Source organism: Burkholderia thailandensis E264 (assembly GCF_000012365.1).
GTDB classification, from domain to species: Bacteria; Pseudomonadota; Gammaproteobacteria; order Burkholderiales; family Burkholderiaceae; genus Burkholderia; species Burkholderia thailandensis.
In genome coordinates, this window is sequence record NC_007651.1 from 122,255 (window position 1) to 146,019 (window position 23,765).

Genomic DNA, 23,765 nt, shown 5'->3' on the forward strand with positions numbered 1-23,765 from the left:
CGGTCGGCGAAAGGGTCCTGGCGATCCGAGGGTGAAAATGTATTGCCAGGACCGAGGCTGTCGAAGATGTGGGCCGCGACATACATCGGCAGCGCTATCGACACGTTCAGGATTTGCTACTGCTGTCTTACGGGTTTTGTGTGATGCCGAGCTTCGCGGCAGCCGCGCGCATCGATGTCGCAATGGTGTCGGTCACAGACGATGGAAATTGCGCGACAGTGGCCGACGCACTGGCGGGTAGCATAAATCCCCCCATCAGCTTGCCTTTCATCAGCCCTACCACGAGGGAGCCACCGGCGTTGATCGTGTTCTTGATCGCGTCGTCGATGGGCACCGTGGGCGCACCGATCGATTTCGGCAGGCTGATCGTGATGACGTTGGCGTTACGCGAATAAGGCGACCAGCTACCCGTCAGGGGAAACGAGATCGGCTCATTACTGTAGTTGCAGCCCGACTTGCCGCTCTCGATCACTTGCGCGATCCCGCCCGACTGAATGCTCAGCAGCAGGCAGCCGCCGCCGATGTCGGTTTGCGTCCCTACGGCCTGTTGTACTGACGTGTATGTCGTATTCGGATCGCCGAGGCTGTACAGCACCGACCCGTTGACGATCGTCGACGAGTTCGCATCCGCGCCATTGACCCAAGGCTGACCGAGCCCTTGATTCACCAGCAGCAGGCGGTCATTGGCATAGGTGGTGGTCGCGAGGTAAGCGGTCGTGCCCGAGGAGAAACTGCCCGTCATGGCGCCCCGGATCGGATTGCGATAGTCGATCTGCAATGCCGAAGACAACGGCTGACCGCTGACGTCGGTTTTCCGGTACGAGACGGTAACCGTGTCGCCCGTGTTCGGATCGATGCCGACTAGGTTCGCGCCGGCCGCCGACAGGCTGTACGACGGATGCAGTTGTGCCGCCGTGAGCCAACTCGTCCAGGAGCCATCGGCCTTCATCTCGTATGCGCCCACCCCACCATCCAGAGAAATCCAGGAGCCGCTGAAGCCGGCATCGTAGCTACCGACGGGCGACGCCGAGGACCAACTTCCGTCCGATTGGATTTCCTGGGTAACCGACAACGTCGAACCATTGAGCGTGTAGTTCTCGCGAACGGGCGAGAGCGCCACCGAAACGCTGCTGCCGACGATGAATTGCGTCAGGTCTCCGTCGACCGTATGGAGCGGATTGGCGAGTGCCGACGCGGCGTCGACTGCAGTGCTGAATTTTGGGTTGGTCAGCTGCGCATCGACGTCGGACTGCTGGACGCCGTTGACGTTTCCCTTGGCCGCGTAGGCGTTCATCGTGGCTTGCACCTGTGACCAGGAAATCGCGCCTTGGCCGGCGAGTGCCGTCAAGTGGCTGACCATGCTTGCAGCAACCGACGCCGTGCTGCTGTCGCCGTTGGAAAGATAGTCTGCGTTGGGATCGACGCTGCTGCCGACGAGGGCTTGCACAGCTTGTGTGGCTTGGTCCTGGGTACGCCCTGCGTTCATTTGCGACACGACCATGGTGGTCAGTGGCGTCACGTTCTGCGTGTTCCCGGTCACGATTGCCGAAAGCGTGAACGTCGATGTGAATGGCGTTGTCGGGTTCGACAGGTCGGTTGTGCTCGGGGTGACGATGACGTCGATCTGCTTGCCGGTGACGCTGCCGCTGACGTTGAGGGTGTAGTTGCCACTCGCATCGGTAGTCGTCGAGGGCAGCGACGTGTCGCAAGCGCCTGCGCCGTTATCGAAGCAGACTGTGGCGCCCGACAAATAGCCGTCGATTGCTTTGCCGGATAGCAGGGAAGTCCCCGTGGGCGTCGACGTGGTCCCTGTCGACGAACCGCCACCGCCCCCGCCGCACGCAGCAAGCAGGGTTAGGGAGCCGAGGGACGCGCCCAGCGCGATTCGAATTCCTCGATTAGGACGATCGTTGTTCATTTATTTCATTTTCCTTTCAAAAAGGTTGTTGTCGTGTTTACTCGACAAAGGGGAGCGTGAGCCGGCGTGAGCTGCACGCCCTCAGACCGCTATATCGGCGTGTGTCGGCAGAAATGAAGAGTAAACTCTGCGTTGATTGTAGAGTTTATAGCGTCGAGAATCAGTCGACGGGCGGGCATCCTGCACGACATGACTGTCAAGCGCTCTCCCTCGCCCCCGGGCCGGCCGGCCCCGATCTCCATTGCCCTTGGCAAGCGCATCAAGCAATGCCGGCATGAAGCCGAGAAATCGCAGGAAACGCTCGCTTTCGAGGCGCACATTGATCGCACCTACATCTCGTCCATCGAGCGCGGGATTGCCAATCCGTCGGTCGAGACCCTCGCGAACATCTGCTACTCGTTGAACATCACGCTCGCCGAGCTTTTTGCGCCTTTGGACGGCGTGTCGCTGAAACCCACTGGCGAGCGCCGCGCCAACGCCGCGACGCCGCCGGAGATCAAGCGCAGCCGTCTGAGATAAGAGCTGGCGGCCGTCCGGTGATCCGCCGAATGGAGATCGCGGTGTCGATCGTGACCGGATAGGCGCGGGTCTCCGTCACGTACGATGCACGCTTGCGATCGAAGATCAATCGCGCGTTGCAGGCGGCGAGCCTCGGTTCGACTGCGGCCGGATCGAGCAGCAGTAGGGCGCTGGGTTCGAAAGCTCGCCTGTGTTGCCGCCCCTCGATGCCGATGACAAGCGCGGCGTGTGCATCGCGAACGAGCCTGCGACGCCAACCGACGATAACAGGCCACCCCCGCTTCAGTTCGCGTTCACAAAAGTTAAGTATTGAGCCCCGACCATCGCGTAAGGCGACTGGCCGCACGCCGAGGTTCAGCTCCCAGACGAAGCTTTCCAGTTCCGAACGTGTGAGACCGTGCAAGTAGTGCGGCCATGCGCGATCCCAAAACGCCGTTTCCGGGCCCCCACCGCTTCGAGAGAGAGCGACGGGATCGGTCAGCTTGCCCAGCAGAGCCAGCGCCATAGCGACGCAATGCAGGGCACTGCCGCTGTCCCAATCCCCTTGACGGCTGAAGAGCGGGTTACCGGAATCGGCGAGAACCAACTGCTGGCCTGGTTTCAGTGCCGGACGCAATTTCTGAATCAGCATCTCAGTACTCACCGGGCAGCAGGCAAGTGGTCGCGCAGCGATCTGCTTCCGTAATGAGCCAAACAGTACGACCACCGGGCAGCGCGTAGTTAGACAAGATGCGCTGGCCCGTCGTGACCGCCAGCTCGTTTTGTTGGCGATCGGAATCGGACAGCTCGCCCCAGTCGCCGCGCATGTGGCGGATTAGCAGGTCGATGATCGAGACGCGTGCGTCGGCGATGATTTTTAGCGCCGCGGGCGTAGCGAGAATCCGCCCGAGCTTGAAGCGCGGGCCAGTATGATGAGTCGAAGGGAGATTCAAGATAACTTCTCCTGGAAACGGTCGAGTTCAAGCCTCCGGTCCTGCCGGATGTGGTGTACAAAGAGAAAGCCGGGCGCGAGGCCCCGCGTCTATGCCGCTGTGTGGTGCGCGGCGAGTTGGCGGCGCAACGTTGTTGCCCTTGCCTGTGAGCATCCGAGGTGACGGCGTATGTCGGCGACGGTGGGGCGCACGTGACCTGCGGCAATGTCCTCGACGAGTCGAGCTAGGTCGTCTTCGGACGACCCAGCGTCCGATGACCGCGTGAGCGGATCGTCGCGTGGGGCGCGAGTGTGAGTCGTACCGCCGTGACCGTGCGACGGGCGTTCGAAAGTCACAGTCGCGTCGGCGTGACTTTCCTCCTCTGCTGCGACCTTTGATGCAGTTACGGCAGTCACGGAGGCGGCCGGCATGACTGCGGCGGGGGCAGCCTTGCTAACGACAGGTGTCGGTCCTGGTAACTGCGACGACCCGAACGTGAGCACCCACAGCAGGCAGGCAACTCCTTCCAGAACTGCGGCGAACATCAGTCCCGACAGCAGATCGACTCGCGAGACAGTCGTCCCGAGTGACGCCGCTAGTCGTGACGTGACGGGGTCGGCGAGTAGTGCGTCACGCTGGGCCGTGACTCGATCGTCCAATGCCTCCCGACGGCGGATGTCGCCGGCTTCGGCGTCCAGTGCATCGAGCCGTGCAGCGAGCGACGCGCGCCGCACGCGCAGGCTGGGGCAGTCACGTGTGCAACGCTGGGTGTTCGCCGCGGCTGCTTGCGTCGCCACGATGGCTCGCTCGGTCATGATGGCGGTGAGGCTGCGACCGGAAGGCATCGACGGTGATGCCACCGACGCCGCGCGTCGCTCGCCAGCATGCACTTGTGCGAAGAGGAAGAACGTCGTGTGTCCGTAGACGGACGCCCCCATGCAGCCAAGCCACAGCGCGGCAGCGACGAACTGCACGCGAAGGTTGGACGAGCGCGCGAGCGCCGGTAACAGGTGCGCAGTCACGACCAGCACGACGCCGATCGCGACCCACACAAGTCGCTCGGGCAACGTGCCGCCGCGCTGCCACCCGGAGAGGATGGACAGCGTGACGGCCGTACCCGTGGCGGTGACCGCTAAGGAAAACGCCCAGCGCTGCGTCGTCATGCCGCCGCTCCGCCGAGCAGCACCGTCTGACGCTCCAGCCTTTCGCGCAGCGTGGGTTTCTCGTTCGCGCCGCCCGCACTGGCTGGAGGCTCGCCGTTCGGCTTCGCCGGCTCCGGTGGCGGATAGAACTCTTCGGCTACCGCTGCGCGCTCCTCGGGACTGTCCTCGAACGCTCCGTTGGCAAATCCAAGACGAGCGGCTGCATCGAGCGCAGTCTGATCAAACCCGGCAGACTTGCGCCGAGCATCGAGTTCGCGCGCATGCGTAAGTGCTTCCTCGAGTGTGCTGCCCGCGCGCACCGACAGGTCGACGTAGTAGATCGGTGCCCTATAGCTTTGTGTCGTGCTTTTCCCGCGCAGCTTCAATTCGAGCGGCAGGCACGCGAGAAGGTTGCCCGACACCGCTGCAAAGTAGTGAAGGCGCGCAGCGAGAGTGCGGATGGAATTAAATGATGTCGTGCGGAAGATGAACGACCCCATCTCGTCCTCGTCGCCGATCAGCACGTTCAGCCTCGCATACGGCTTGCAACCGCCGTGCTGGCCGAAGGCACAGCCATCGGGCGAAGCACAGGTCAGCGTCTCGACGCCGTTGTCGGTGGCACGCTTGCACGTTTGGCCATCCCCGACGCACACCGGACGGCCGGTATCGCGATCGAATAGGCTGTAGTCGGCACGTAGATTCAGGTCCGGGTCGTTGAACAACACGCGAACCGGAATTGCGCGCAGTTTGCCGGGTGACGCTTTGCGTAGACTTTCGTTGAGTGGATGCAACATCCACTCGCCGCGGCTTTGCACTTGCGTTGTCAGTGTGAACTGGTCGTCTTTTTCGGGCAGACGCTTGCCTGCACGTTCGACGATGCGCCCAATCGAAATCCGCCCGACAACAGGCGGCGTGATGGAAAGACCCTTGAGCATGGTGGTCCTCGGAAATGAAAGTGGGGAACGGAATCAAGCGGAGATCAGGAAGCGCCGGGTACCGGGTTTCGATCCGGCGTATTGCTGTTCCAACTCAGGGTGGTCGGCGAGCAGCCGCGCCAGATCGACCGTTGACGAATCTCGGCTGCGTTTGAACGAAACTGCTCCGGTTTCGAAAACGGCGCGCGTTGCTTCGCCCATAGCCTGCTGGATTGCCTGTTTCAACTGGGCTTCGATCGCCTGGTGCGTCTCAATCTGCGCGCGTACGGCAACGAGATCGGCGAACACCGATGAGAGCTGCCGATCGTCCGTGAAGTCGACCGTGCCGCCGTTGCCGGGATAGAGGTGGCGCAGCGCTCGATCGGCTGACTCTGACCCGTCCGCAGGTGGAGGTGTATCGGATTCGACGTACCGCCAGAAGCGCGCTTCGAGTTCGACGAGCCGGCCGATCAGTGCGTCGTCTCGTTCGATCCGATAGACCTCCAACGCCTGTCCGCACAGCAGCACGGCAACGTGTGCTGCCTGCTTGCCCGTGACGGCGAGCTGGTGCTGTACCTGCAATTCGACATATTCGGGCACGCCCGCTCGCCAAAGCCGTGCGCCGTACTCGCCAGCGGTCTTGCATTCGAGCAATTGCACCTCCCGGCATCCCACGACCTCCCGATCGATGTTGGCGAGCATGAACGGGATAGTCGGGTGACGCAGGACCGCATTGATGCGCCGGACACGATTGCCGGTTTGCTTGGTGTAGGACGCAGCGACGATGGGCTCGAGCAGCGTGCCCCAGTATGTAGGAGAAGTCGTGTCGTTCGGATCGGGTCCGGCCAGGCCCTCCGCACGTCCCGTCTTATCCATCCAGAGCTCCAAGGTGCTCATGTACGGATTGAGACCCGCTGCCGCTGCGGCATCCGATCCACCAATGCCAGTGCGGCGCACGGCGAGCCAATCGTCACGGCTCAGTTCTTGTGTCTTGACGAGCTTAAGCGCCGGCCGGCGTGTATCCGGCCCATCGGGTTGCACTGCACTCATAGTGCCTCTCAAAACAATGCGGCCCGACAGGCGAACCTGACCGGGCCGAGGGTGAGAAAAAACGGGAGAAACGTGACTCACACAACGAGCTTGAGCGCTTCATCCCACGCACGCTGCTTGATGGTCGCGCCCTGTCCGAACCACGCAGCATCGCGCCGGTGGTCATCGCTGCGCGCACGGCGGTGGTGATCGACGTATTCAGTGACCGCGTTGACCAGTCCCCACGCGGTACCGGAGGCCGACGCGAGATCGGCGCCCTTGCCGCGGCCTGCGTACAGTTGGCCCACGGCCTTGATCGCGCGTTCGTTGACGGCGAGCCCGTCGTGGTCGGCGACGTTAGGAGTTGAGTAGGTGAGGACGCGTCGCAAGAACGTCTCGACCGCCGAGTCGGATACCTTCCGTTCAGCGAGTGCTTTTGTTCTCGCCAGAAAAGCATCCCACGAAGAGATCGCGATGCCGAGCTGGCGCTTGACTGCCTGGGCGTCGAACTGCGAGCGGTGCGCGACCTTGACCGCGCTGGCGCTGTCGCCAAGCGCAATTTGTAGGGTGTTGTTGCAGACGACGCGGACCGATGTGAACTGGGCCGTGGTGGCGAGCGTGCCATCGCAGGCCGTCGCCAACAGCAAATAGCCGTTCACCTCGTCCTTACCCTTGAGGGTGGCGCTCTGGCCGGTGCGCGCGAGTGCCCACAGCTTGCGGCCTTCCTTGAGCACGCCGGCGGTTTCGAGCTGAAAACCACCTACCTCGGTGAGGTCGCGATAAAACTCCAATATCTCTGAGGGCTGCACGACCTGATAGCGAGCGGAGACGACGGAGAGCGGAGCCTTGGTGTCGGAGCGATAGAGAACCTTCTGCTCCGGAAAGGCGTGGATCGAACCGAGGCTCCGATTGCCGGCCGCGACGAAACGTACTTCGGCTTCTTCAATGCGCCAGTTCATGCCGGCGCGTTCGGCCCACAGTTCTATTGGCTGATTAGGGGCGAGCTTGTTGCCGAGGCCGTGCCACGGTTCGGCGCCGGCATAGGCCATCGTTTGAACGAGATGCATAAAGCCTCCTGAAAATGTACGCGTGCATAAAGCCTGGCGATTGCCAGGCAGATGTGAAATGGAAACGGGAAGAAATGGAGCTGGGTCGCCAACGGCGTGGTATCGAGAGGATTCAGACGGCTTGCTTGACGCTGAATGCGTGACCGCATCCCAGACACTGGTAGTTGTCGAGCACGTTGTCGTCGATTGCGCCACCAACCGCAGAGCCCGCTGCGCAGCCCGCGGCGCTGCCGACAAGCCCGGCGATCACAGCGCCGGCAAGGCCGCCGAAGACGGTACCGATTGGTCCTGCAATCGAACCGACGACCGCGCCGGTCTCCGCGCCGGCAAGTGCTGCCGCCATGCCCCCCGTGGCACCTGCGACGCTGCCGATGGTGCTGCCCGCCTTGCGGGCACGGTTGCGCGTATCGATACGCGACGAGAGGCAACTTGGACAACGGAGCGGTGGCTCCGATGATGACGATGCTGTAGCGGCGGAGGCTCGCATCGGTGCGGACTCCGGCTTGGCCGCTTCGCTCAGCAGTGGGTCGATCGAGACTTGCTGATCGTGACTGCCGTCGGGTGTGTCTACATCACCGGCGGGGGCTTCGTGGCGGCCGAAGGGTGGGTTGATGTCGAGCGGTTCGGCTCCGCTCTCATGTATGGCATGCAGGACGTGGTCGGGGGGCGGTGCGTACGCTTCCCATTCGCGTAGCTGGTCGAAATCGGATGCAGGATGCTTGGCGGTGACACCGTGAACGGACCGGGGATCGATCGGTGAATGGACAACTGCCGATCGCCTCTTCACGGTGAACCAGTAGGAAGCCAGCGCAAACACAGCAACGAGCGTGAGCGTCAAGCCGAACAGCAGTGCGGGATGAAGAGAGAAATTCACGAAAACTCCTGAGCGATATGCGCAGCCGCGGGACCGCAGCGGCGGAGCGGCCGTTGCTGGCCGGGCTCGGGTTGGTTATATGTGTCTGAAAGGTTTTTGAATGCTTGCGACTGGCTATCGAAAGGGCTCGATCGCCGCGTTGATTCTCTTCTGACCGATGTCGGTACTAATCAAAATGCGATGGATGAAGGCGGCGCCATGAGTTAATATGCGCATCCAAAAGTAAACCGTTCTTACGCAACGATCCGTAGGCGGTCACGAACCAACTGGAACGAGCCACGACGGATGTCGATCGAACAGCTTGCAGATCTAACGCAGCCACAACGGGACCGACTCGCGTTTGTGGAGTTGCGGGTGCGCTTCATTGGGGAAATACGCCGTCAGGACTTGGTATCGCGGTTTGGTATCCAGTCCGCTGCCGCTTCAAGAGACTTGGCTCTGTACAAGGAGCTGGTTCCGGGCAACATCGACTATGACTCTAAGGGCAAGTCCTACGTCTTGGGCCCTGATTTCCGCCCGCTCTTCGAGTTTCCTCCTGAGCGGGTGCTGTCTTGGCTGACCCAGGGTTTTGGCGACGGAGAGCCCATGCAGCTCAAAGCATGGGTTGCAAGCGAGAGCCCTTCACGGTTGGCGCGCCCGGATCTGACTGTGCTGGCGAGCGTCACCCGCGCGATTCATCAAGGATGCCCGCTTGCGGTTGAGTACCACTCCATTTCGAGCGGCAAGGCTAACCGGCAGATCGTGCCGTTCGCGCTGATCGATGATGGTCAGCGATGGCTCGTTCGTGCCTTCGACCGGGAATCGCAGCAGTTCCGCGACTTCGTGATCACGCGCATCAGAAATCCGCAGGTATTGAAGGGCGAGAATCCGGCGCCCCACGAGGCCAGCGACCAAGACATACAGTGGACCCGGATACTGGAATTAGATCTTGTCCCGCATCCAAATCGACCACATCCCGAAATCTCTGAAATGGACTACAGCATGGAGCGCGGCGTTTGGAAGATGAAGTTGCGTGCTGCGATGGCCGGCTACATTCTCTGCAAGCTGCGCGTGGATTGTTCTCCGACGCACAAATTGAATGGCTCTGAGCACAGGCTCTGGCTCAGAAATCACTTGGCGCTGTACGGCGTTCGAAGCGCCGTATTGGCTCCCGGCTATGAAAGCCCGGAACCCGTCGGACAGGAACAAGATGGCGATTGACCGGCCCGTCTGCCAAACAACAAAGGAAGGCTCAGTACGACTCTTCTACGTCGTCTAGCTATGGCCTCCAGCGTAGTAGGAGTTTATCGATGAGTGGGCGTTGGAAGGCGATTTCGCCGTCTCAGTTTCCGTGGGAACAGGATGCGCTGGACTTTGTTCAGCGCGCGCTACCGAACCGCGAGCCGTTTCGCGCGTACAGTAACTTCGAGTTTGTCGCCGACGACGGGAGCATCAACGAAGTTGATCTGCTAGTTATCTCGCGCTACAGCATCTTTCTTGTCGAGATAAAGAGTCGACCTGGCGAAGTCGGCGGCGATTCGCACACCTGGATCTGGCGGGACGGTGGGAGAGAGTACTTCGACGATAACCCCTTGCTGTTGACCAACCGCAAGGCGAAGAAGCTCGCGTCGCTCCTTCGCAAGCAACTGACTCTCCAGAAGCGCCGCACACCCTACATCCAGTCCCTGGTCTTTTTGTCGGACCCTGCACAGCGCTGCAAGCTTACGGGTCCCGCGCGTGAAAACGTGCAATTGCGTGCGGATATTGTCGGCAAACTATTCGATGAGACAGCCCCTGTCACCAGTGCGCAGCCCATCGACCGGGATTTGGCGACGTCCATCAACCGGGCTCTGGAAATCGTTGGCATTCGCCCGCCTCAGCAGAGCCGGCGTGTGGGTGACTACCAGCTCGAACAGGTCCTTGCCGAGACCGACTTTCACCAGGACTGGCTGGCCAAGCACGTATCACTGAATAACCTTTGGCGACGAGTCCGACTTTACACCGCCAAGCGGACGCTCAGTGCTGCGCAACGCGCGGTGCTGGTCGACGCGGCTCGCCGAGAGTTTCAATTGCTTGAGGGTATACGCCATCCGGGCATCCTGCGCGCATTGGATTTCATTGACAGTGAGCATGGGCCTGCCCTGATCTTTGAGTACGAGGAAGGACTCCAACGGCTCGACCACTTCATTCGGGCTCAAGGCGATCAACTTGATCTCTGGCAACGGCTGAAGCTCGTGCGCGCGATTGCCGAAGCACTGGATGCGGCGCACCGCTATCGGCTCTACCACCGTGGCCTGTCACCCCACACGATCATGGTCAGGACCGTCGGTACCAATTCCTTCGATGTCACCCTCTTCGATTGGCAGATCGCTACCCGTCAGTTGCAAGAGGCCGAGAGCGAAACGACGGGCACGCTCCATGTGGAAATGCTCTCAGACCGTGTGGCGCAAGAGATCTATCTCGCTCCCGAAGCACGCAACGCGCCCCGGCCAGATGCCATTAAGCTGGATGTGTTCTCGCTTGGTGCCATCTCGTATTTCGTCCTCGCCGGCGAGCCGCCGGCCGTTAGCGGCGATGAGTTGGTCATCAAGTGCGAACAGGGCCCCGGGCTCACCTTGTCGGCGATGGTCAATGGGTGCTTGGCCGAAATCGAGGATCTAATCCAGTTTGCTACCTGGCCGTCGCCCGATGATCGATTCAGCTCTACCAACGAATTCCTGAGTGCGCTCGACAAGGCTGAAGAGGCGCTTGAAGACGCTCTGACCGCACCGGCATCACCTTTGGCGTCACCCCTTGATGCGAACACGGGCAATGAGCTCAACGGCTTTGAAGTCTTGCGTCGACTGGGCAAGGGCGGTACCAGCCTGGCCCTCGAGGTACGGCGGAAAAGCGCGGGACAACCACGCCAGGGAGTCTTTAAAATTGCGTTGGAGCCGGAGTACAACAATCGACTCAAGCAGGAAGCCGAGACGCTGGTCAGACTTCAGCCCCATCAGAATATCGTCCAGTGCTTTGAGCGCTTCGAAATTGCTGGTCTGGCGACCTTGTTCCTGTCCTCGGCAGGAGAGGAAACGCTGGGTGAACGCTTGCGTCAAGAAGGACGCTTGGGTTTGGACCTGCTGCAGAGGTTTGGCGAAGAGCTGATTTCCGTTGTGGAGTACCTGGAGCGCGAGGGCGTCCCGCACCGCGACATCAAGCCAGACAACATCGGTATTCGCCCGGGAGCCGGAAAACGACTTACCCTGACGCTGTTTGACTTCTCGCTGGCGGGTGTGCCCGCTACCGACCTGAACGCGGGCACACGGGTCTACATGGACCCGTTCCTGCGCAAACGCGGAATGTGGGATGGCTATGCCGAGCGCTACTCCTGTGCGCTCACTTTGCACGAGATGGCTACCGGCACACTACCCGAATGGGGCGATGGCAGCGCCGATCCGGTTACGCTGAAGTCGGAAATCGTTCTGGACTCGGAGCGCTTTGACGCGTCGATTCGAAAGCAGGCACTCGACTTCTTCAGCCGGGCGCTGGCGCGCGATCACCGCAAGCGTTTTGACAACGCCGAGCAGATGTTGCGTCAATGGCGCAGGGTTTTCGAGAACGTCTCGCGTCCTGTCACGACGCACACGACGCAACTTCCGCAAAGTCAACTACCCCTCGGCGAAGAATCACCTGCAGGGGGAATCACGCCCGGCACGCCTCTTGAGTCGTTGGAGCTGGACTCGCGTCACCTCGAACTGCTCGACCGGATCGGTCGCGATGAGCTGGCTACTGCCGGGGATCTGGCCGATTTACCGCGTAATCGGCTCTACAGGCACCGGGGCATTGCGCTGGCTGTAGCACGTGAACTGCATCAAATTGCCGACCGGCTGCGTCACCAGTTCAGCGGTGGCGCCGCTAAGGATGACGAGCCCGCAGATACTACTGTAGCCAAACTATCGGTGGATGCCGCAGCCGCATTGCTCATACCCAAGAAAGGCGATGAAAGCCAACTCGAGGTATTGGAGAAATGGCTCGGGCTGAGCGCGCAGCCGGGCACGTCACTTCTGCAGGAAGACGTGTTGCAATCGATGGTTGAGCGGATGTCGCGGCAGCCAGAGATCACCCACCTGCGCGACGACGTGGCCCTAGTGCTGGCCGGTCTGGGCGGCATTGCGACCGTTGGTGAAATTGCCGCCGCATTGCTGGCCCGACGTGGGAGCGTGCAAACAGGTGCGGCCCGACGCAGCGAGGCCGAAGCCGTGACACGGGCCGTCATTACCGTCGAGCGCACCAAGCAAGCAGCCCGCTGGCAACTTGTGAAGCGCGCCGCCAACGTTCGCCCTCTAGTGGAACCACCGCAAGTTGACGATCTGGTGGTCGCGACCTTGGCCAGCAGCGGTGCGGCCGGGCTATTCCCTTCTGCTCCCGAGGTTCGAGCCAGCTACGCCGTGGCTTTGGGCGAAGCAGCGGACCGGCTGGCCCAACAAGACCCTCTGCCGTCGTCGCAACAGGTGGCGGACACCTTGGCCCGCATACCGCCGCCGGCTGGCGACTTGGGGTTGAGCTCGGAGCGACTGATTCGTCTGGCTGCCGCTTGTGCCCAACAGGCGGCTTTGTCCTCGCGTTTGGAGTTTTACCCAGTCCAGCTGTCTGCTGCGCGTGCCGTCAAATTGGCCACGAACTCATTGCTCGGTTTGCGTCAGTTCGACCTGCAGACAATCGGGCGCCGGATCTTCGCTCGGTATCCTGAGGCCGCGCCGCTGCCCGGCCCCACAGAACTGGAGCAACTGCTCGAGGACGCTGGATTGGAGGTGAAGTGGGACGGTGCCAAGTGCGCCTTCGTCACGCACTATTCTGCGGGCATCATTTCGAGCACCACGCAGATCGGCCGCTTTGGCACCAATAACCGCCCGCGCACGGCGACCGCACCGGATGTGCAGGCGGCTCAGCAGATCGACGAGCGCATCAAGCACGCCTTGAGCAGCGGCAAATTGCTTACCTTGTCCGTCGATCCCAAGGGCCTCGCGATCGCGCAGCATGAGCTGGCGCAGCGTTTTGGACTGAAAGTCATCGATTTCGACGACCTCGTGCTCACACAGTTTGAGGCGCAAGCCAAGGAATGGGACATAGACTGGAATACCCTGCTAGCTGCCGATGCCGCTCCCGCAGGTTCGGTCGATTCTCATAACTTTGCCACCGTTCTTGGCGAAGTTTGGCCCAAGGTTGAAGCACAGTTACTCCAAGACGACCAACCAGGCTTGTTGGTGAACCTCGGTTTAGCGGCGCGCTGGCAGAAGATGCCCTTGTTCGCCAAGCTTGCCGATGCCTGCATGTTCGGCAAGCGCCCTCCGCTGATTGCCTTGCTTGCGAGCCCGCTAACGCCCGATAACAGACCGGTGCTGGACGGCGAAGCAGTTCCAGTCACCATCAACACTACGGATTACGGTCGCATCCCCCGAGCTTGGCTTGAAAACGCCCATCGCAAACACGACATCACGGCCTCTACGACCAGCACGAAGTCAAAACTAATATGATCGATCGCGCAAAACTGCTGGCGGACCTTAAGCTCCAGGTTCGAGCCTTGGAGGCTGACCTCCGGCAACGCTTTGTTAGCAACGCTAGTGAATACAAATCGCGGCTCACCGCCGAATGGCAAGCCGCGCGTGACGCCGGGCGCACATCAGAGGACGTGGCCATTTGGGCTGAAGCGCAATTCACGCAATCGGCGGTGGCGTGGGTGCTTGCTTGTGTGTTCGTGCGCTTCTGCGAAGACAATGATCTGCTCGACGCCCCGTTGATTTCGGGCACCGACGGTCGGGGACAATCCGCCGTGTCACGGCAGGAGGCCTTTTACCTGCAAAGTCCTACCGCATCCGACAACGATTACCTTCGTGAGGTATTCGCCGTGGCAGGGCGTCTGCCCGGGCTGTCGGACGTCCTCAAAGTTCAAAGCAGCCTGCTGCTTGCGCCGGTGTCGGCCGACATGGGCAAGCAGCTGGTGCGCTTCTTTCGTGCCACAAACGCGGACAGTGGCTCGTTGGTGCATGATTTTGCCGACCCAGAGTGGAACACGCGCTTTTTGGGCGACCTTTACCAGGACTTGTCTGAGGCTGCTCGCGAACGCTATGCGCTGCTGCAGACGCCAGAATTCGTCGAGTCGTTCATCCTCGATCGCACCCTTACCCCGGCGCTCGACGTCTATACCCTGGAAGAAGTCGATCTGATCGACCCTACTTGTGGTTCCGGGCACTTCTTGCTCGGCGCATTCGAGCGCTTAGCTCCGCGCTGGCTGCGCAAGCGGCCAGAAAATGTCAATCTAGCCCTCCAGGAGGCGCTGGGACGCATTGCGGGCATTGACCTCAACCCTTACGCAGTGGCGATTGCGCGTTTCCGCCTGCTGATCGCTGCACTAAAGATGGCGAGCGTCAAAAAATTACGGCTCGCTCCGGACTTTCATTTGCACGTCGAAACGGGTGATAGTCTGCTGCACGGCTTCGACCAGCGGGACTACGCGGGGGCACAGGTTTCTCTCGCATTGGACACCCCGCAGGAGAACTTGGCCGCGGTCGCTGACCACTTGTATCGGCACGCCTTCGCGGCTGAGGACCTGACGGCCACGAATCGGATTCTGGCCCGAAAATACGCGGCGGTTGTCGGCAATCCACCTTACATTGCAGTCAAGGATCGCGCTGTCTCGGCCCTGTATCGAGAGCGATTCTCCAGCTGCCACGGAAAGTACGCCCTCGTTGCGCCATTTTGCGAGCGATTCTGGGCATTGGCCAAGCCGCTCGATAACGCTCAACGTGCAGGGTACGTGGGATTAATTGTCGGCAACGCCTTCATGAAACGTGAATTCGGAAAAAAGCTTGTCGAAGAATTCTTCCCTTCAGTGGATCTCACGCACGTAATCGATACTGCTGGCGCGTACATCCCGGGACATGGAACTCCCACAGTCATCCTCGCGGGGCGCAACCGCCTTCCAGCGAGCCCGGTCATTCGCGCTGCGATGGGGATTGAAGGGGAGCCAAGCAAACCTGACGACCCTTCGCAAGGAATCGTTTGGAGGGCGATTGTTGACCAGATCGACCAGCGTGATTCAGAGTCCAAATGGATCAGCGTCTCGGATATTGATAGGAGCACACTTGCGAAGCATCCCTGGAGTATGGGAGGCGGAGGCGCATCGAGCCTGAAAGAAGCTATTGAAGACAGCGCGGAAAAAATTCTGGCTGATTTCGCTGATTCGATTGGTATTACGTCTTTTACTCTAGAGGATAACGCATATATTCACGACTCGCAGACGTTTCGGCGTCAAGGAGTTGAAGTTCAATTGCTTCGCGACATGGTTGTCGGGGACGAAGTGCGGGATTGGTTCAATGATTGCGAATCGACTGCACTATTTCCCTACGACGCTAACTATTCGCCAATAAGGCTTGCCGCATTTCGCAAGGCTTTCGCTTTTCTCTGGCCGTATCGGACGTGCCTTTCAAATAGTAAGATGTTCGGTGGGCAAACAAAGGTAGAAGCAGGCCTGAATTGGTTTGAGTATGGTCGACTGACAGCAGGGAAACTGGTCACTCCGCTATCAATCACGTTCGCGTTCGTCGCGACGCACAACCATTTTGTTCTTGATCGGGGCGGAAAGATATTCAATCGCAGCTCTCCGGTAATTAAGCTTCCGGCGGGCACTGGAGAGGACGAACACTTAGGGCTGGTTGGTCTGCTAAATTCATCTACGGCTTGCTTTTGGCTGAAACAGATGTTTCACAACAAAGGCAGCACGGTAGATCAGCATGGAGCTCGTCAGCGCACAAGTGCGTTTGAAGATTTTTACGAATACACGGGTACCGGAGTTGGAAAATTTCCCGTGCCCAATGTGAGGCCAGTTCAAATTGCACGGCAGATCAGTGATCTAGCCATCGAATGCTCTCGACATCTCCCTGCTGCACTGATTGCGAGGGGGGCGATTAGCCGGAAGGAACTCGATGCATCGCGCGCGGAATCAGCGCGTATCCGGTCGAAGATGATTGCTTGGCAGGAAGAGCTTGACTGGAAGACCTACTCACTTTTTGACGTGACCGACGAGGAGCTTTGTTTCGATAAAGATCCGCCGGAGGTCAAACTCGGGGAACGCGCGTTTGAAATTGCGCTGGCTCAGGACTGTACTGCAGGAATAGCCGCGACGACTTGGTTCGATAGGCACCGCTCGCAACCAATCACGTCGGTGCCCACGCATTGGCCATCTGACTATCGAGCATTAGTGGAAAAACGGATTGCAGCTATCCGTAAGTCGCGCGACCTGGCATTGATCGAGCGTCCAGAGTGCAAGCGTCGTTGGGTGTCTGATGAATGGGATGCGCTGGAAAAGGCTGCCCTCGAACAATGGTTGTTGAACCGTTTGGAAGCTGCGGACCTGTGGCCGCACGATGCACTCCCTGCACCCAAACTGCGTTCGGTCCGCGAGCTTGTCGATGCTTTATCTGGTGACGAAGAATTCCGGCGAGCTTTGGACCTCTATGCAGGCAGCGGCAGCGACGCTCACGTAACCGTTGTCGCACTGGTGCAGCAGGCCAGCGTACCTTTTTTGGATGCGCTGCGTTACAGCGAGAGCGGTTTGCGGAAGCGCGCGGTGTGGCGTAACACATGGCTGATGCAACGGCGCGAGGATGCGCTCGATGCGGAGGTGGCTCGCCAACTGACTGATGAGCCGATCGAGGCGATTAAGGAGGAGCAGGCAAAACGTAAAGCCGCGGAAGTGGGCGTTGTTCCTGTCCCACCGAAATACAAGCAAGTGGATTACCGCGAAGGTGTGTATTGGAAGTTGCGCGGTGCCCTTGATGTGCCCAAGGAGCGTTTTGTTTGTTTTCCGGGCTTGGAGCGTAGCAACGACGCCGGAAGCCCGATGCTGCTGTGGGCTGGCTACGATGCCAAGGCCCGCGCTTTAGCCCTGACAGGCTACCTGTATGAGATGCTTCAACGTGAAGGCGCTGATGTGGCGCGTTTGACGCCTGCGTTGGCGGGGCTAGACGAGCTACTCCCATGGGTGCATCAATGGCATCCGGAGGCCGATGACGACCTGGGCATGAGCACTGGCGACTACTTGCAGGGCCTGCTCGATGCGCAGTTGGCGCAGCACGGGCTGACGCTGAGCGCACTGCGCGCTTGGCAACCCGAAGCTCCGGTTCGCCGCAAACGCGGCAAGCGGGGCCAGCACGTAGCACAAGCCTAATCTGATACACGAGATTCGAGAGATACATTAACGTGCCAAAACTACGCGAGATATTTGACCTGCCAGAGCAGGTTCACCAGGGCGACTTTGTTCTCCGCCTAACGGATGGCTTGAGTGCCCCTGCGGAAACCGTGCGCGACTATATCGCCACGCCCCAGTTGGTGAAGTGCTTCGACCAGGCGCTTGGGGTAGTCAAGGGCGCGATCGATAGCCGAATGAGCAAGGGCGCGTACCTGCACGGCAGCTTCGGTTCCGGTAAGAGCCACTTCATGGCCATCTTGTCACTGGTGTTGCGCGGCGACGCCGCGGCCCGTGGTAAGCCCGAGTTGGCCCCGGTTGTGTCCAAGCACAACGGCTGGACGCAGGGCAAAAAGTTCTTGGTAGTGCCATTCCACATGATCAATGCCGAGACGTTGGAGTCAGCGCTCTTCTCGGGCTATGCGGAGCTCACCGCTCGTTTGCACCCGGACGCGCCAAGCCCTGGTTTCTATCAGAGCGAAGGCATGCTCAACGATGCGCAGAAGTTGCGCACCCAGATGGGTGACGAGGTCTTCTTTCGCACTCTGAATGGCGCAGCCGGCGCGGCCTCTGGCGGCGGCTGGGGGCGCGTCACGCAGACCTGGGCCGCCGCTCGCTTCGAGGCCGCCCTGAAGGTACCGCCCGGAAGCCCTGAGCGGTTCAAACTCGTCGGTGCCTTGACACGCGCGTTCTATGGCAGCGTAAGCCATTTGTCCGCCTCGCAGCGCGAGATGTACACCTCGCTGGACGAGGGCTTGTCGGCAATGTCACATCATGCAAAGGATCTGGGCTACGACGGCATTATCCTGTTCTTGGACGAGTTCATCCTGTGGTTGGCAAGCCGTGCGGCGGATGTGGCTTGGATCGCCCGTGAAGGGCAAAAGGTCGCGAAGTTGGTCGAGTCGAGCAACGCTGACCGCCCGACGCCCATCATCAGCTTCATGGCCCGCCAGCGTGATTTGCGCGAACTGGTCGGTGAGCACATGCCTGGTGCCGAGCAGTTGTCGTTTGCCGATACGCTGCAGTATTGGGAGGCCCGTTTCGACAAGGTGAACCTGGAAGACAGGAACCTTCCAGAGATTGCTAAGAAGCGACTGCTGCGCACGCGCGGGCCTGCAGAGGATGCGCTGCTCAAGGGAGCGATCAACAAGCTTTTGGGTAGCCAGCCCGAAGTGCTGCAAACCCTGTTGACCCGCGACGGCGATCAGCAGATGCTTCAGGACCTGTACCCCTTTACGCCTGCACTGATCCAAACCCTGATCGCTGTGTCGTCGATGCTGCAGCGTGAGCGGACGGCGCTTAAGCTGATGCAGCAGATGCTAGTCGACAAGGCCGACGCGCTGGAGATTGGTGACGTGATCCCGGTCGGCGATCTTTTTGACGTAATTGCCGATGGGGATGAGCCGTTCACCCATGGCATCAAGCTCTTTTTCGAGCAAGCAAAGCAGCTCTGGCGGCGGCGGTTGTTGCCTATTCTGGAGACCCAGCACGGCGTGGCTTGGGAAGACATCGAATCTGGAAAGGCCGACTTCAAGAAAGCGGCGGCCTTGCAGAACGATGCGCGGTTGCTCAAGACTCTGGTGTTGGCGGCACTGGTGCCCGAAGTCGAAGCCCTGAAAAACTTAACCCCGACAAAGCTAGCTGCGCTGAACCACGGCACGATTCGCACGCCGGTGCCCGGGAGTGAGGGCATCACCGTGCTGACTAAGCTCAAGCGCTGGGCGGGTCAGGCCGGTGAAATCAAAATCGCGGACGATTCGCCGAATCCGATCGTGTCCGTTGAGGTGGCCAAGGTCGACACTGACGCCATTTTGGCCAACGCGATGGTGTTTGACACGCAGGGAAACCGGCAGGCGGAAGTCAGGCAATTGATTACCGACGGCTTAGGATTGGCCGATGCAGGCTCCAGCCTGCTGCCGCCCGAGATGGAGATCAGTTGGCGCGGCTCGAGGCGCGCGGCGGAGATTCTGTTTGGCAATGTTCGTGAGCAATCCTTCGACACCCTCAAGGGGCGAGAAGGAACGTGGCGCATCCTGGTCGATTTCCCGTTTGACCACCAACCCGAGCACGGCCCACAAGACGACGTGGCCAAAATCAACGGATTCCTCAACGAAGGGAGGGTTGGCCGCTCGATGGTGTGGCTGCCGTCTTTCCTTTCCCCGAATACGCAGGACCAGTTGGGCCGTTTGGTGGTCATCAATTTCGTCTTGCGTGGCAACAACTTGGACCAATACGCCAGCCAGCTGTCGCAAACGGATCGCGAGCAAGCGCGCGTGCTGCTCACTAACCAGCGTGATCAACTTCGTCAGTTCATTCGCAACTGCCTGTACACGGCGTACGGGCTCAACAGCGTCGCCCAGGAAGCACTGGACCCCGCGCAAACCGTCGACGAGCATTACTTTAGCCTGGACCCCTCCTTGGTTCTGCGGCCACCCGTGGCGGCCAACTTCAAAGACGCGTTCGAGAAACTCGCGGAACAAGCGCTGGACTACGAATTTCCAGCCCACCCGCACTTTGACGCCGAACCACGCCCGATTGCTGTCAAGCGCCTCGCTGATCTGATGGTGCTGGCGGCTCAGAAGCCCGCCCATCGTGTTGAACTCGAAGCCTCGCTTCGCGACGACGCAAAGCGCATTGCACCCAGGCTCGATCTGGCTGAGGTCGGCGAGGCTGCGCTGCAGCTTCGTGACGACTGGTCGCAGCATTTTGCTAGACAGATTGCGCAGCAGGCAGGACGCGAGCCCACGGTGACCGATCTCCGCCGCTGGCTGGATTTGCCCGATCGACGCGGTCTCCGCGAAGACCTGCAGGACCTTGTAATCTTGACCTGGCTGGCCAAGAGCAATCGCTCCTTGTACCGCTTCGGGCAACCGTTCAAAGGCGAAATCGGCAACGTGCCGAACGAATGCGAGGTGCGTGAGCAACCCTTGCCGACGGTGGTCGAATGGGACAAGGCGACCAAACTCGCAGGCGAAATGCTGGACCCGGCGATGTCCACACTTTATCGGTCAGCACCTGGGCTAGTCGAGTTTTCGCGTGCCGCGCGCAAGCGCGTGGCCGATACGGCAGCCCACCTGCTGAACTATCTGCGGGTGGTCGACCAGTTGATGACTTTAGTGCAGACGGATGTCGTGGCCACGGGAGAACCTGCCCTGCGCAAGCTCGGCGCCACGCGGCTCCGAGATTGGTTCGCTGCAATGGAGTCCTGCAGCTCGGAGATCGACCTCGTCAATATGGTGTCCCGGCTGGACTTCAGTGCTGAGGAAATCGCCGAAGCCAAGGCCGTTCTGGGTGGCGTCCAGACGCTGGCGCGGGTCGAGGCCAAACACTATCTGGTCAACAGTGTGCGCTCGATTGCGGGCGGCAGCAGCGAGTTTGCGCCACGGGCCAACCAGATTCTGGAAAGCCTCGCTCATGCCGTGCTCCGTTACGAATACGTCGACGGCCTGCAAGTTGCCGTTGTGCAGTTTGAGCGCGATGCAGGAACCCTGATGGCCGATGTCGCCAATCGGGCTACGCCGCCGAGCCCGCAGCCTCAACCCGCTTCGGAGCCAGGCATGAAGGCTCCTCAGAAAATTGAGTACACCCGATTGACGAAGACCGACGCCCTCAAGACACTGGCCGACGCGCGGATGCTGCTTGAGGAGCTTGGCGAGATCAGTGTGGATATTCAGATCGTGATCCGGGAACAGGAATGAAGGTCCCTGCACATCAGATCAGTTTTCAGGCGAAGCAGGCGCACGAGGCGGACCCGCTAGCAAGGTTCATCCTTTTGCGGCTGCCCTTGGATGCCTTCGATGGCACGGCGGTGGATGTAAACGCGGCGAGCTGGCCGGTCTCTACCTGCAGTTCCCCTTTAGCCGTTCGCGACGCTATGCGCCGCTATGCCGCTAGCACGACACCAGTTGTTTTGCTGTTTGCAGGGGACGAGAGTGAGTTAGGTTCCGACGTACTGGCACGCTGCACCAAGCGACGCGCCATCACGCACGACCTCTGGCAAACCGTGCTGGCTCTCTTCAGGGCGGCGCACATTGATCCTCGCTTGGCTCGACATCGCTGGCTGGCTGAACTGCTCGTGCGCTACATGCCAGCAGAGGGCTACGCCCCTGTTCGCTCACTCGTTTTGGACCAGGATCGCGCTTGGAAGGAGCTGTTCAAGGTTGTGTTAGGCTTCGAGTCCTATCCACCGACTGAACTTGACTTGTTGAGGTGGGCTGGCGATGCTCAACGGCGTGAGCAAATCAAAACTTTGGAAGACCCCGCGCGTCAAGAAACGGTCCAATGCCTTCGGGAAACTCTCGGCGATTTGGTGGACTTCATTTTCGCTGCCATCGATACAGGGAGCGCCGATGAGCTGGTTGCTATTGCAATGCTTTGCGAAGCATTGGAAGACAAGGCCATTGGCTCAGAGTCCAACAGGGCCAAAGTCGCAGCCCGGCTGGAAGTCTTGTTCGATGGACTGACGATCTCGTCGCACACCATTCATCAGCTGGCCGGAGCAGCCGATGCTTGGTTCGATCGAGCCTCTGAAGTCGCCAAACAGCAGCAGGTTGCGCGCTATGAATCGTTGGTGACGCAGCTCAAGGCCGAGCCACTGGCGGCGCAGGCAAGGTATGGAATTACTGCACTGCGCGAGAAGACTAAGGCGTTTGCTGCCGCGCTGAACGACATCAATTTACCGGAGGCTATTTCCCGGTTCGGGCGCTTGATGGCGCATCGAGGCCCGGTCCTGAGCAGTCACTCCGAGCTTAGGTGCAAGATGGCTCTGCGCTTGGTGAGCTGGCTGAGGAAAACTGTCAGTACTTTTCCATCGTCGTTGAACGCGCTGTCTGAACGGTATCGGAACGAGATCGGCTGGGTTGACTGGGCGCAAACCGTGCTGCTGGAAGGTGACGACTCTCCAGACTTGGCGAACGCCTATGGCCTGCTTCGAGAGAAAACTCGGATTCAGAGAGACTTGTTCGACCAGCGTTTCGCTGAGTCGCTGGCGGCTGATAAGCCTGATGGCACCACCTTGATTGCGATCGAGGATGCGCTCGATAAATGCGTCGCACCGGTTGTGGTGGCCGGGCGTTGCTTGCTCATCGTTGTGGACGGAATGAGTGTCCCCGTATTTCTGGAACTGCACCACAGTTTAAAGGAGCACGGTTGGGTCCAGTTCGAACGCTCAGAAGGGGCCTGTTCGACTTTGCTGACCATGTTGCCGTCGACAACAGAAGCATCCAGGACGTCGCTGCTTTGTGGCATCGCTTGCGCAGGATCGGCATCAACGGAACGCGCGGCGTTCAGCGCCTATCCGGCTCTTGTTGCCCCGTCTGTCGCAGGCAAGCCGCCAGCGATATTTCACAAGAGAGATCTGCTCGACGCTTCTGGCGTCGCCCTTTCAGACGATCTCAGAACTGCTCTGAGCGACACCCGGCAACGAGTCGTTGCCGTTGTGATCAACGCAGTGGACGATCATTTGATGAAGTCTGACCAGCTGCGGTTGCGCTGGGACATTGCGCAGTTCAAGGGTTTAGATGCACTGCTGGCAGAAGCGCGTTCCTCCGAACGTGCTGTAGTTTTCACAAGTGATCACGGCCACGTGCTCGACCAAGATACGGTCATGCTGGGGGCAAGCCCTAATGCCCGATGGCGCGAGCCGAGCTTGGAGTCCTACCCGGGGGAGATTGCTTTAACGGGTAATCGAGTCAAAGCCGCCAGCGGCATGGACGAAGTCGTCCTTGCATGGAACAGCAAGTTGCGATACGCGACCAAACGGAACGGCTACCACGGTGGCTGCGCGCCGGCTGAAGCGCTAGTTCCGATTGCTACCTACCGCTATGGAGCCAAAGCATTTGATGGTTGGAGCATTCGCGACGAAGTGGCTCCCGACTGGTGGCAGGTTGATCGAGGCGGATTTAGGGAATGAGGACGGCAAGCATGGCACGGTAGCGCAAACGGGAGGTGCGGGGGGACACGGTCGCCGCCATGTTCCAAGCGACCTTAAACATTTTGTTGTGCAAGGACTCGGCGTAGTCGCTGGCAAACGACTAATTGTACAGGGTACTCATGCCAGGATTACCCATTGCACACTGATGCGAGGGCTGAGCGGGCGCAGCACCAACTCACCAGTCAATGCACAGACGATAGGCTCGGAGCCGACGACACGCATATGACGGCGGGACCCCGCGGCCCCGTTCCTGTGTC

Annotated in this window: 14 protein-coding genes; 6 read left to right on the forward strand and 8 right to left on the reverse strand. The window is 60.1% G+C overall.

Features of this window, described 5'->3' with window-relative positions:
• Positions 1–127: 127 nt before the first annotated feature.
• Entirely contained in the window at positions 128–1,918 is a 1,791-nt protein-coding gene (locus BTH_RS12735) for a hypothetical protein (protein WP_011401671.1), read from the reverse strand.
• 189 nt (positions 1,919–2,107) lie between these two features.
• Here BTH_RS12735 and BTH_RS12740 point away from each other — a divergent pair, with 189 nt between their 5' ends.
• Positions 2,108–2,437 carry a helix-turn-helix domain-containing protein gene (locus BTH_RS12740; RefSeq protein WP_009893685.1) on the forward strand — a complete coding sequence of 110 codons (330 nt, stop codon included), beginning with the start codon at positions 2,108–2,110 and terminating at the stop codon, positions 2,435–2,437.
• Here BTH_RS12740 and BTH_RS30875 read toward each other — a convergent pair.
• The 7 genes from BTH_RS30875 to BTH_RS35150 all read right to left on the reverse strand — a co-directional run bounded on the left by BTH_RS30875 (position 2,415) and on the right by BTH_RS35150 (position 8,374).
• Positions 2,415–3,068, reverse strand: coding sequence for a hypothetical protein (locus BTH_RS30875; RefSeq protein ID WP_080511418.1), 654 nt, complete (start codon positions 3,066–3,068; stop codon positions 2,415–2,417). The two genes, BTH_RS12740 and BTH_RS30875, sit on opposite strands and share 23 nt — an antisense overlap.
• A 1-nt stretch (position 3,069) precedes the next feature.
• Entirely contained in the window at positions 3,070–3,369 is a 300-nt protein-coding gene (locus BTH_RS12745; RefSeq protein ID WP_009893683.1) for a hypothetical protein, read from the reverse strand.
• 89 nt (positions 3,370–3,458) lie between these two features.
• A complete protein-coding gene (locus BTH_RS12750) occupies positions 3,459–4,511 on the reverse strand; it encodes a hypothetical protein (RefSeq protein WP_009893680.1) in 1,053 nt (350 codons plus the stop codon).
• A complete protein-coding gene (locus BTH_RS12755) occupies positions 4,508–5,425 on the reverse strand; it encodes a hypothetical protein (protein ID WP_009893678.1) in 918 nt (305 codons plus the stop codon). The genes BTH_RS12750 and BTH_RS12755 overlap by 4 nt, the downstream gene beginning before the upstream one ends.
• Before the next feature lie 33 nt (positions 5,426–5,458).
• A complete protein-coding gene (locus BTH_RS12760; RefSeq protein WP_025404057.1) occupies positions 5,459–6,454 on the reverse strand; it encodes a YqaJ viral recombinase family protein in 996 nt (331 codons plus the stop codon).
• A 77-nt stretch (positions 6,455–6,531) separates the two neighbouring features.
• Complete coding sequence (locus BTH_RS12765; protein ID WP_009893674.1) at positions 6,532–7,500, reverse strand: DUF932 domain-containing protein; 969 nt, start codon at positions 7,498–7,500, stop codon at positions 6,532–6,534.
• A gap of 112 nt (positions 7,501–7,612) precedes the next feature.
• Complete coding sequence (locus BTH_RS35150) at positions 7,613–8,374, reverse strand: hypothetical protein (protein WP_230589006.1); 762 nt, start codon at positions 8,372–8,374, stop codon at positions 7,613–7,615.
• Positions 8,375–8,659: 285 nt separating this feature from the next.
• Between BTH_RS35150 and BTH_RS12775 the strand changes: the two genes are divergently transcribed.
• The 5 genes from BTH_RS12775 to pglZ all read left to right on the forward strand — a co-directional run bounded on the left by BTH_RS12775 (position 8,660) and on the right by pglZ (position 23,487).
• A complete protein-coding gene (locus BTH_RS12775) occupies positions 8,660–9,574 on the forward strand; it encodes a WYL domain-containing protein (protein WP_009893672.1) in 915 nt (304 codons plus the stop codon).
• 89 nt (positions 9,575–9,663) lie between these two features.
• Positions 9,664–13,866, forward strand: a complete 4,203-nt coding sequence (gene pglW, locus BTH_RS12780) for a BREX system serine/threonine kinase PglW (RefSeq protein ID WP_009893670.1) — start codon at positions 9,664–9,666, stop codon at positions 13,864–13,866.
• Positions 13,863–17,558 carry a BREX-2 system adenine-specific DNA-methyltransferase PglX gene (gene pglX, locus BTH_RS12785; protein ID WP_011401673.1) on the forward strand — a complete coding sequence of 1,232 codons (3,696 nt, stop codon included), beginning with the start codon at positions 13,863–13,865 and terminating at the stop codon, positions 17,556–17,558. Before pglW ends, pglX begins: the two co-directional genes overlap by 4 nt.
• A gap of 32 nt (positions 17,559–17,590) precedes the next feature.
• Positions 17,591–21,274, forward strand: coding sequence for a hypothetical protein (locus BTH_RS12790; RefSeq protein ID WP_009893665.1), 3,684 nt, complete (start codon positions 17,591–17,593; stop codon positions 21,272–21,274).
• Positions 21,271–23,487, forward strand: a complete 2,217-nt coding sequence (gene pglZ / locus BTH_RS12795) for a BREX-2 system phosphatase PglZ (protein ID WP_009893663.1) — start codon at positions 21,271–21,273, stop codon at positions 23,485–23,487. Before BTH_RS12790 ends, pglZ begins: the two co-directional genes overlap by 4 nt.
• The last annotated feature ends 278 nt before the right edge of the window (positions 23,488–23,765 follow it).

Bases quoted from the DNA above. Each gene is read 5' to 3' on its own strand.
- pglZ (WP_009893663.1), top strand. From the start codon at position 21,271: ATGAAGGTCCCTGCACATCAGATCAGTTTTCAGGCGAAGCAGGCGCAC.
- BTH_RS12775 (WP_009893672.1), top strand. From the start codon at position 8,660: ATGTCGATCGAACAGCTTGCAGATCTAACGCAGCCACAACGGGACCGA.
- pglX (WP_011401673.1), top strand. From the start codon at position 13,863: ATGATCGATCGCGCAAAACTGCTGGCGGACCTTAAGCTCCAGGTTCGA.
- BTH_RS12765 (WP_009893674.1), bottom strand. From the start codon at position 7,500: ATGCATCTCGTTCAAACGATGGCCTATGCCGGCGCCGAACCGTGGCAC.
- BTH_RS12740 (WP_009893685.1), top strand. From the start codon at position 2,108: ATGACTGTCAAGCGCTCTCCCTCGCCCCCGGGCCGGCCGGCCCCGATC.
- pglW (WP_009893670.1), top strand. From the start codon at position 9,664: ATGAGTGGGCGTTGGAAGGCGATTTCGCCGTCTCAGTTTCCGTGGGAA.
- BTH_RS12735 (WP_011401671.1), bottom strand. From the start codon at position 1,918: ATGAACAACGATCGTCCTAATCGAGGAATTCGAATCGCGCTGGGCGCG.
- BTH_RS12760 (WP_025404057.1), bottom strand. From the start codon at position 6,454: ATGAGTGCAGTGCAACCCGATGGGCCGGATACACGCCGGCCGGCGCTT.
- BTH_RS12755 (WP_009893678.1), bottom strand. From the start codon at position 5,425: ATGCTCAAGGGTCTTTCCATCACGCCGCCTGTTGTCGGGCGGATTTCG.
- BTH_RS12750 (WP_009893680.1), bottom strand. From the start codon at position 4,511: ATGACGACGCAGCGCTGGGCGTTTTCCTTAGCGGTCACCGCCACGGGT.
- BTH_RS30875 (WP_080511418.1), bottom strand. From the start codon at position 3,068: ATGCTGATTCAGAAATTGCGTCCGGCACTGAAACCAGGCCAGCAGTTG.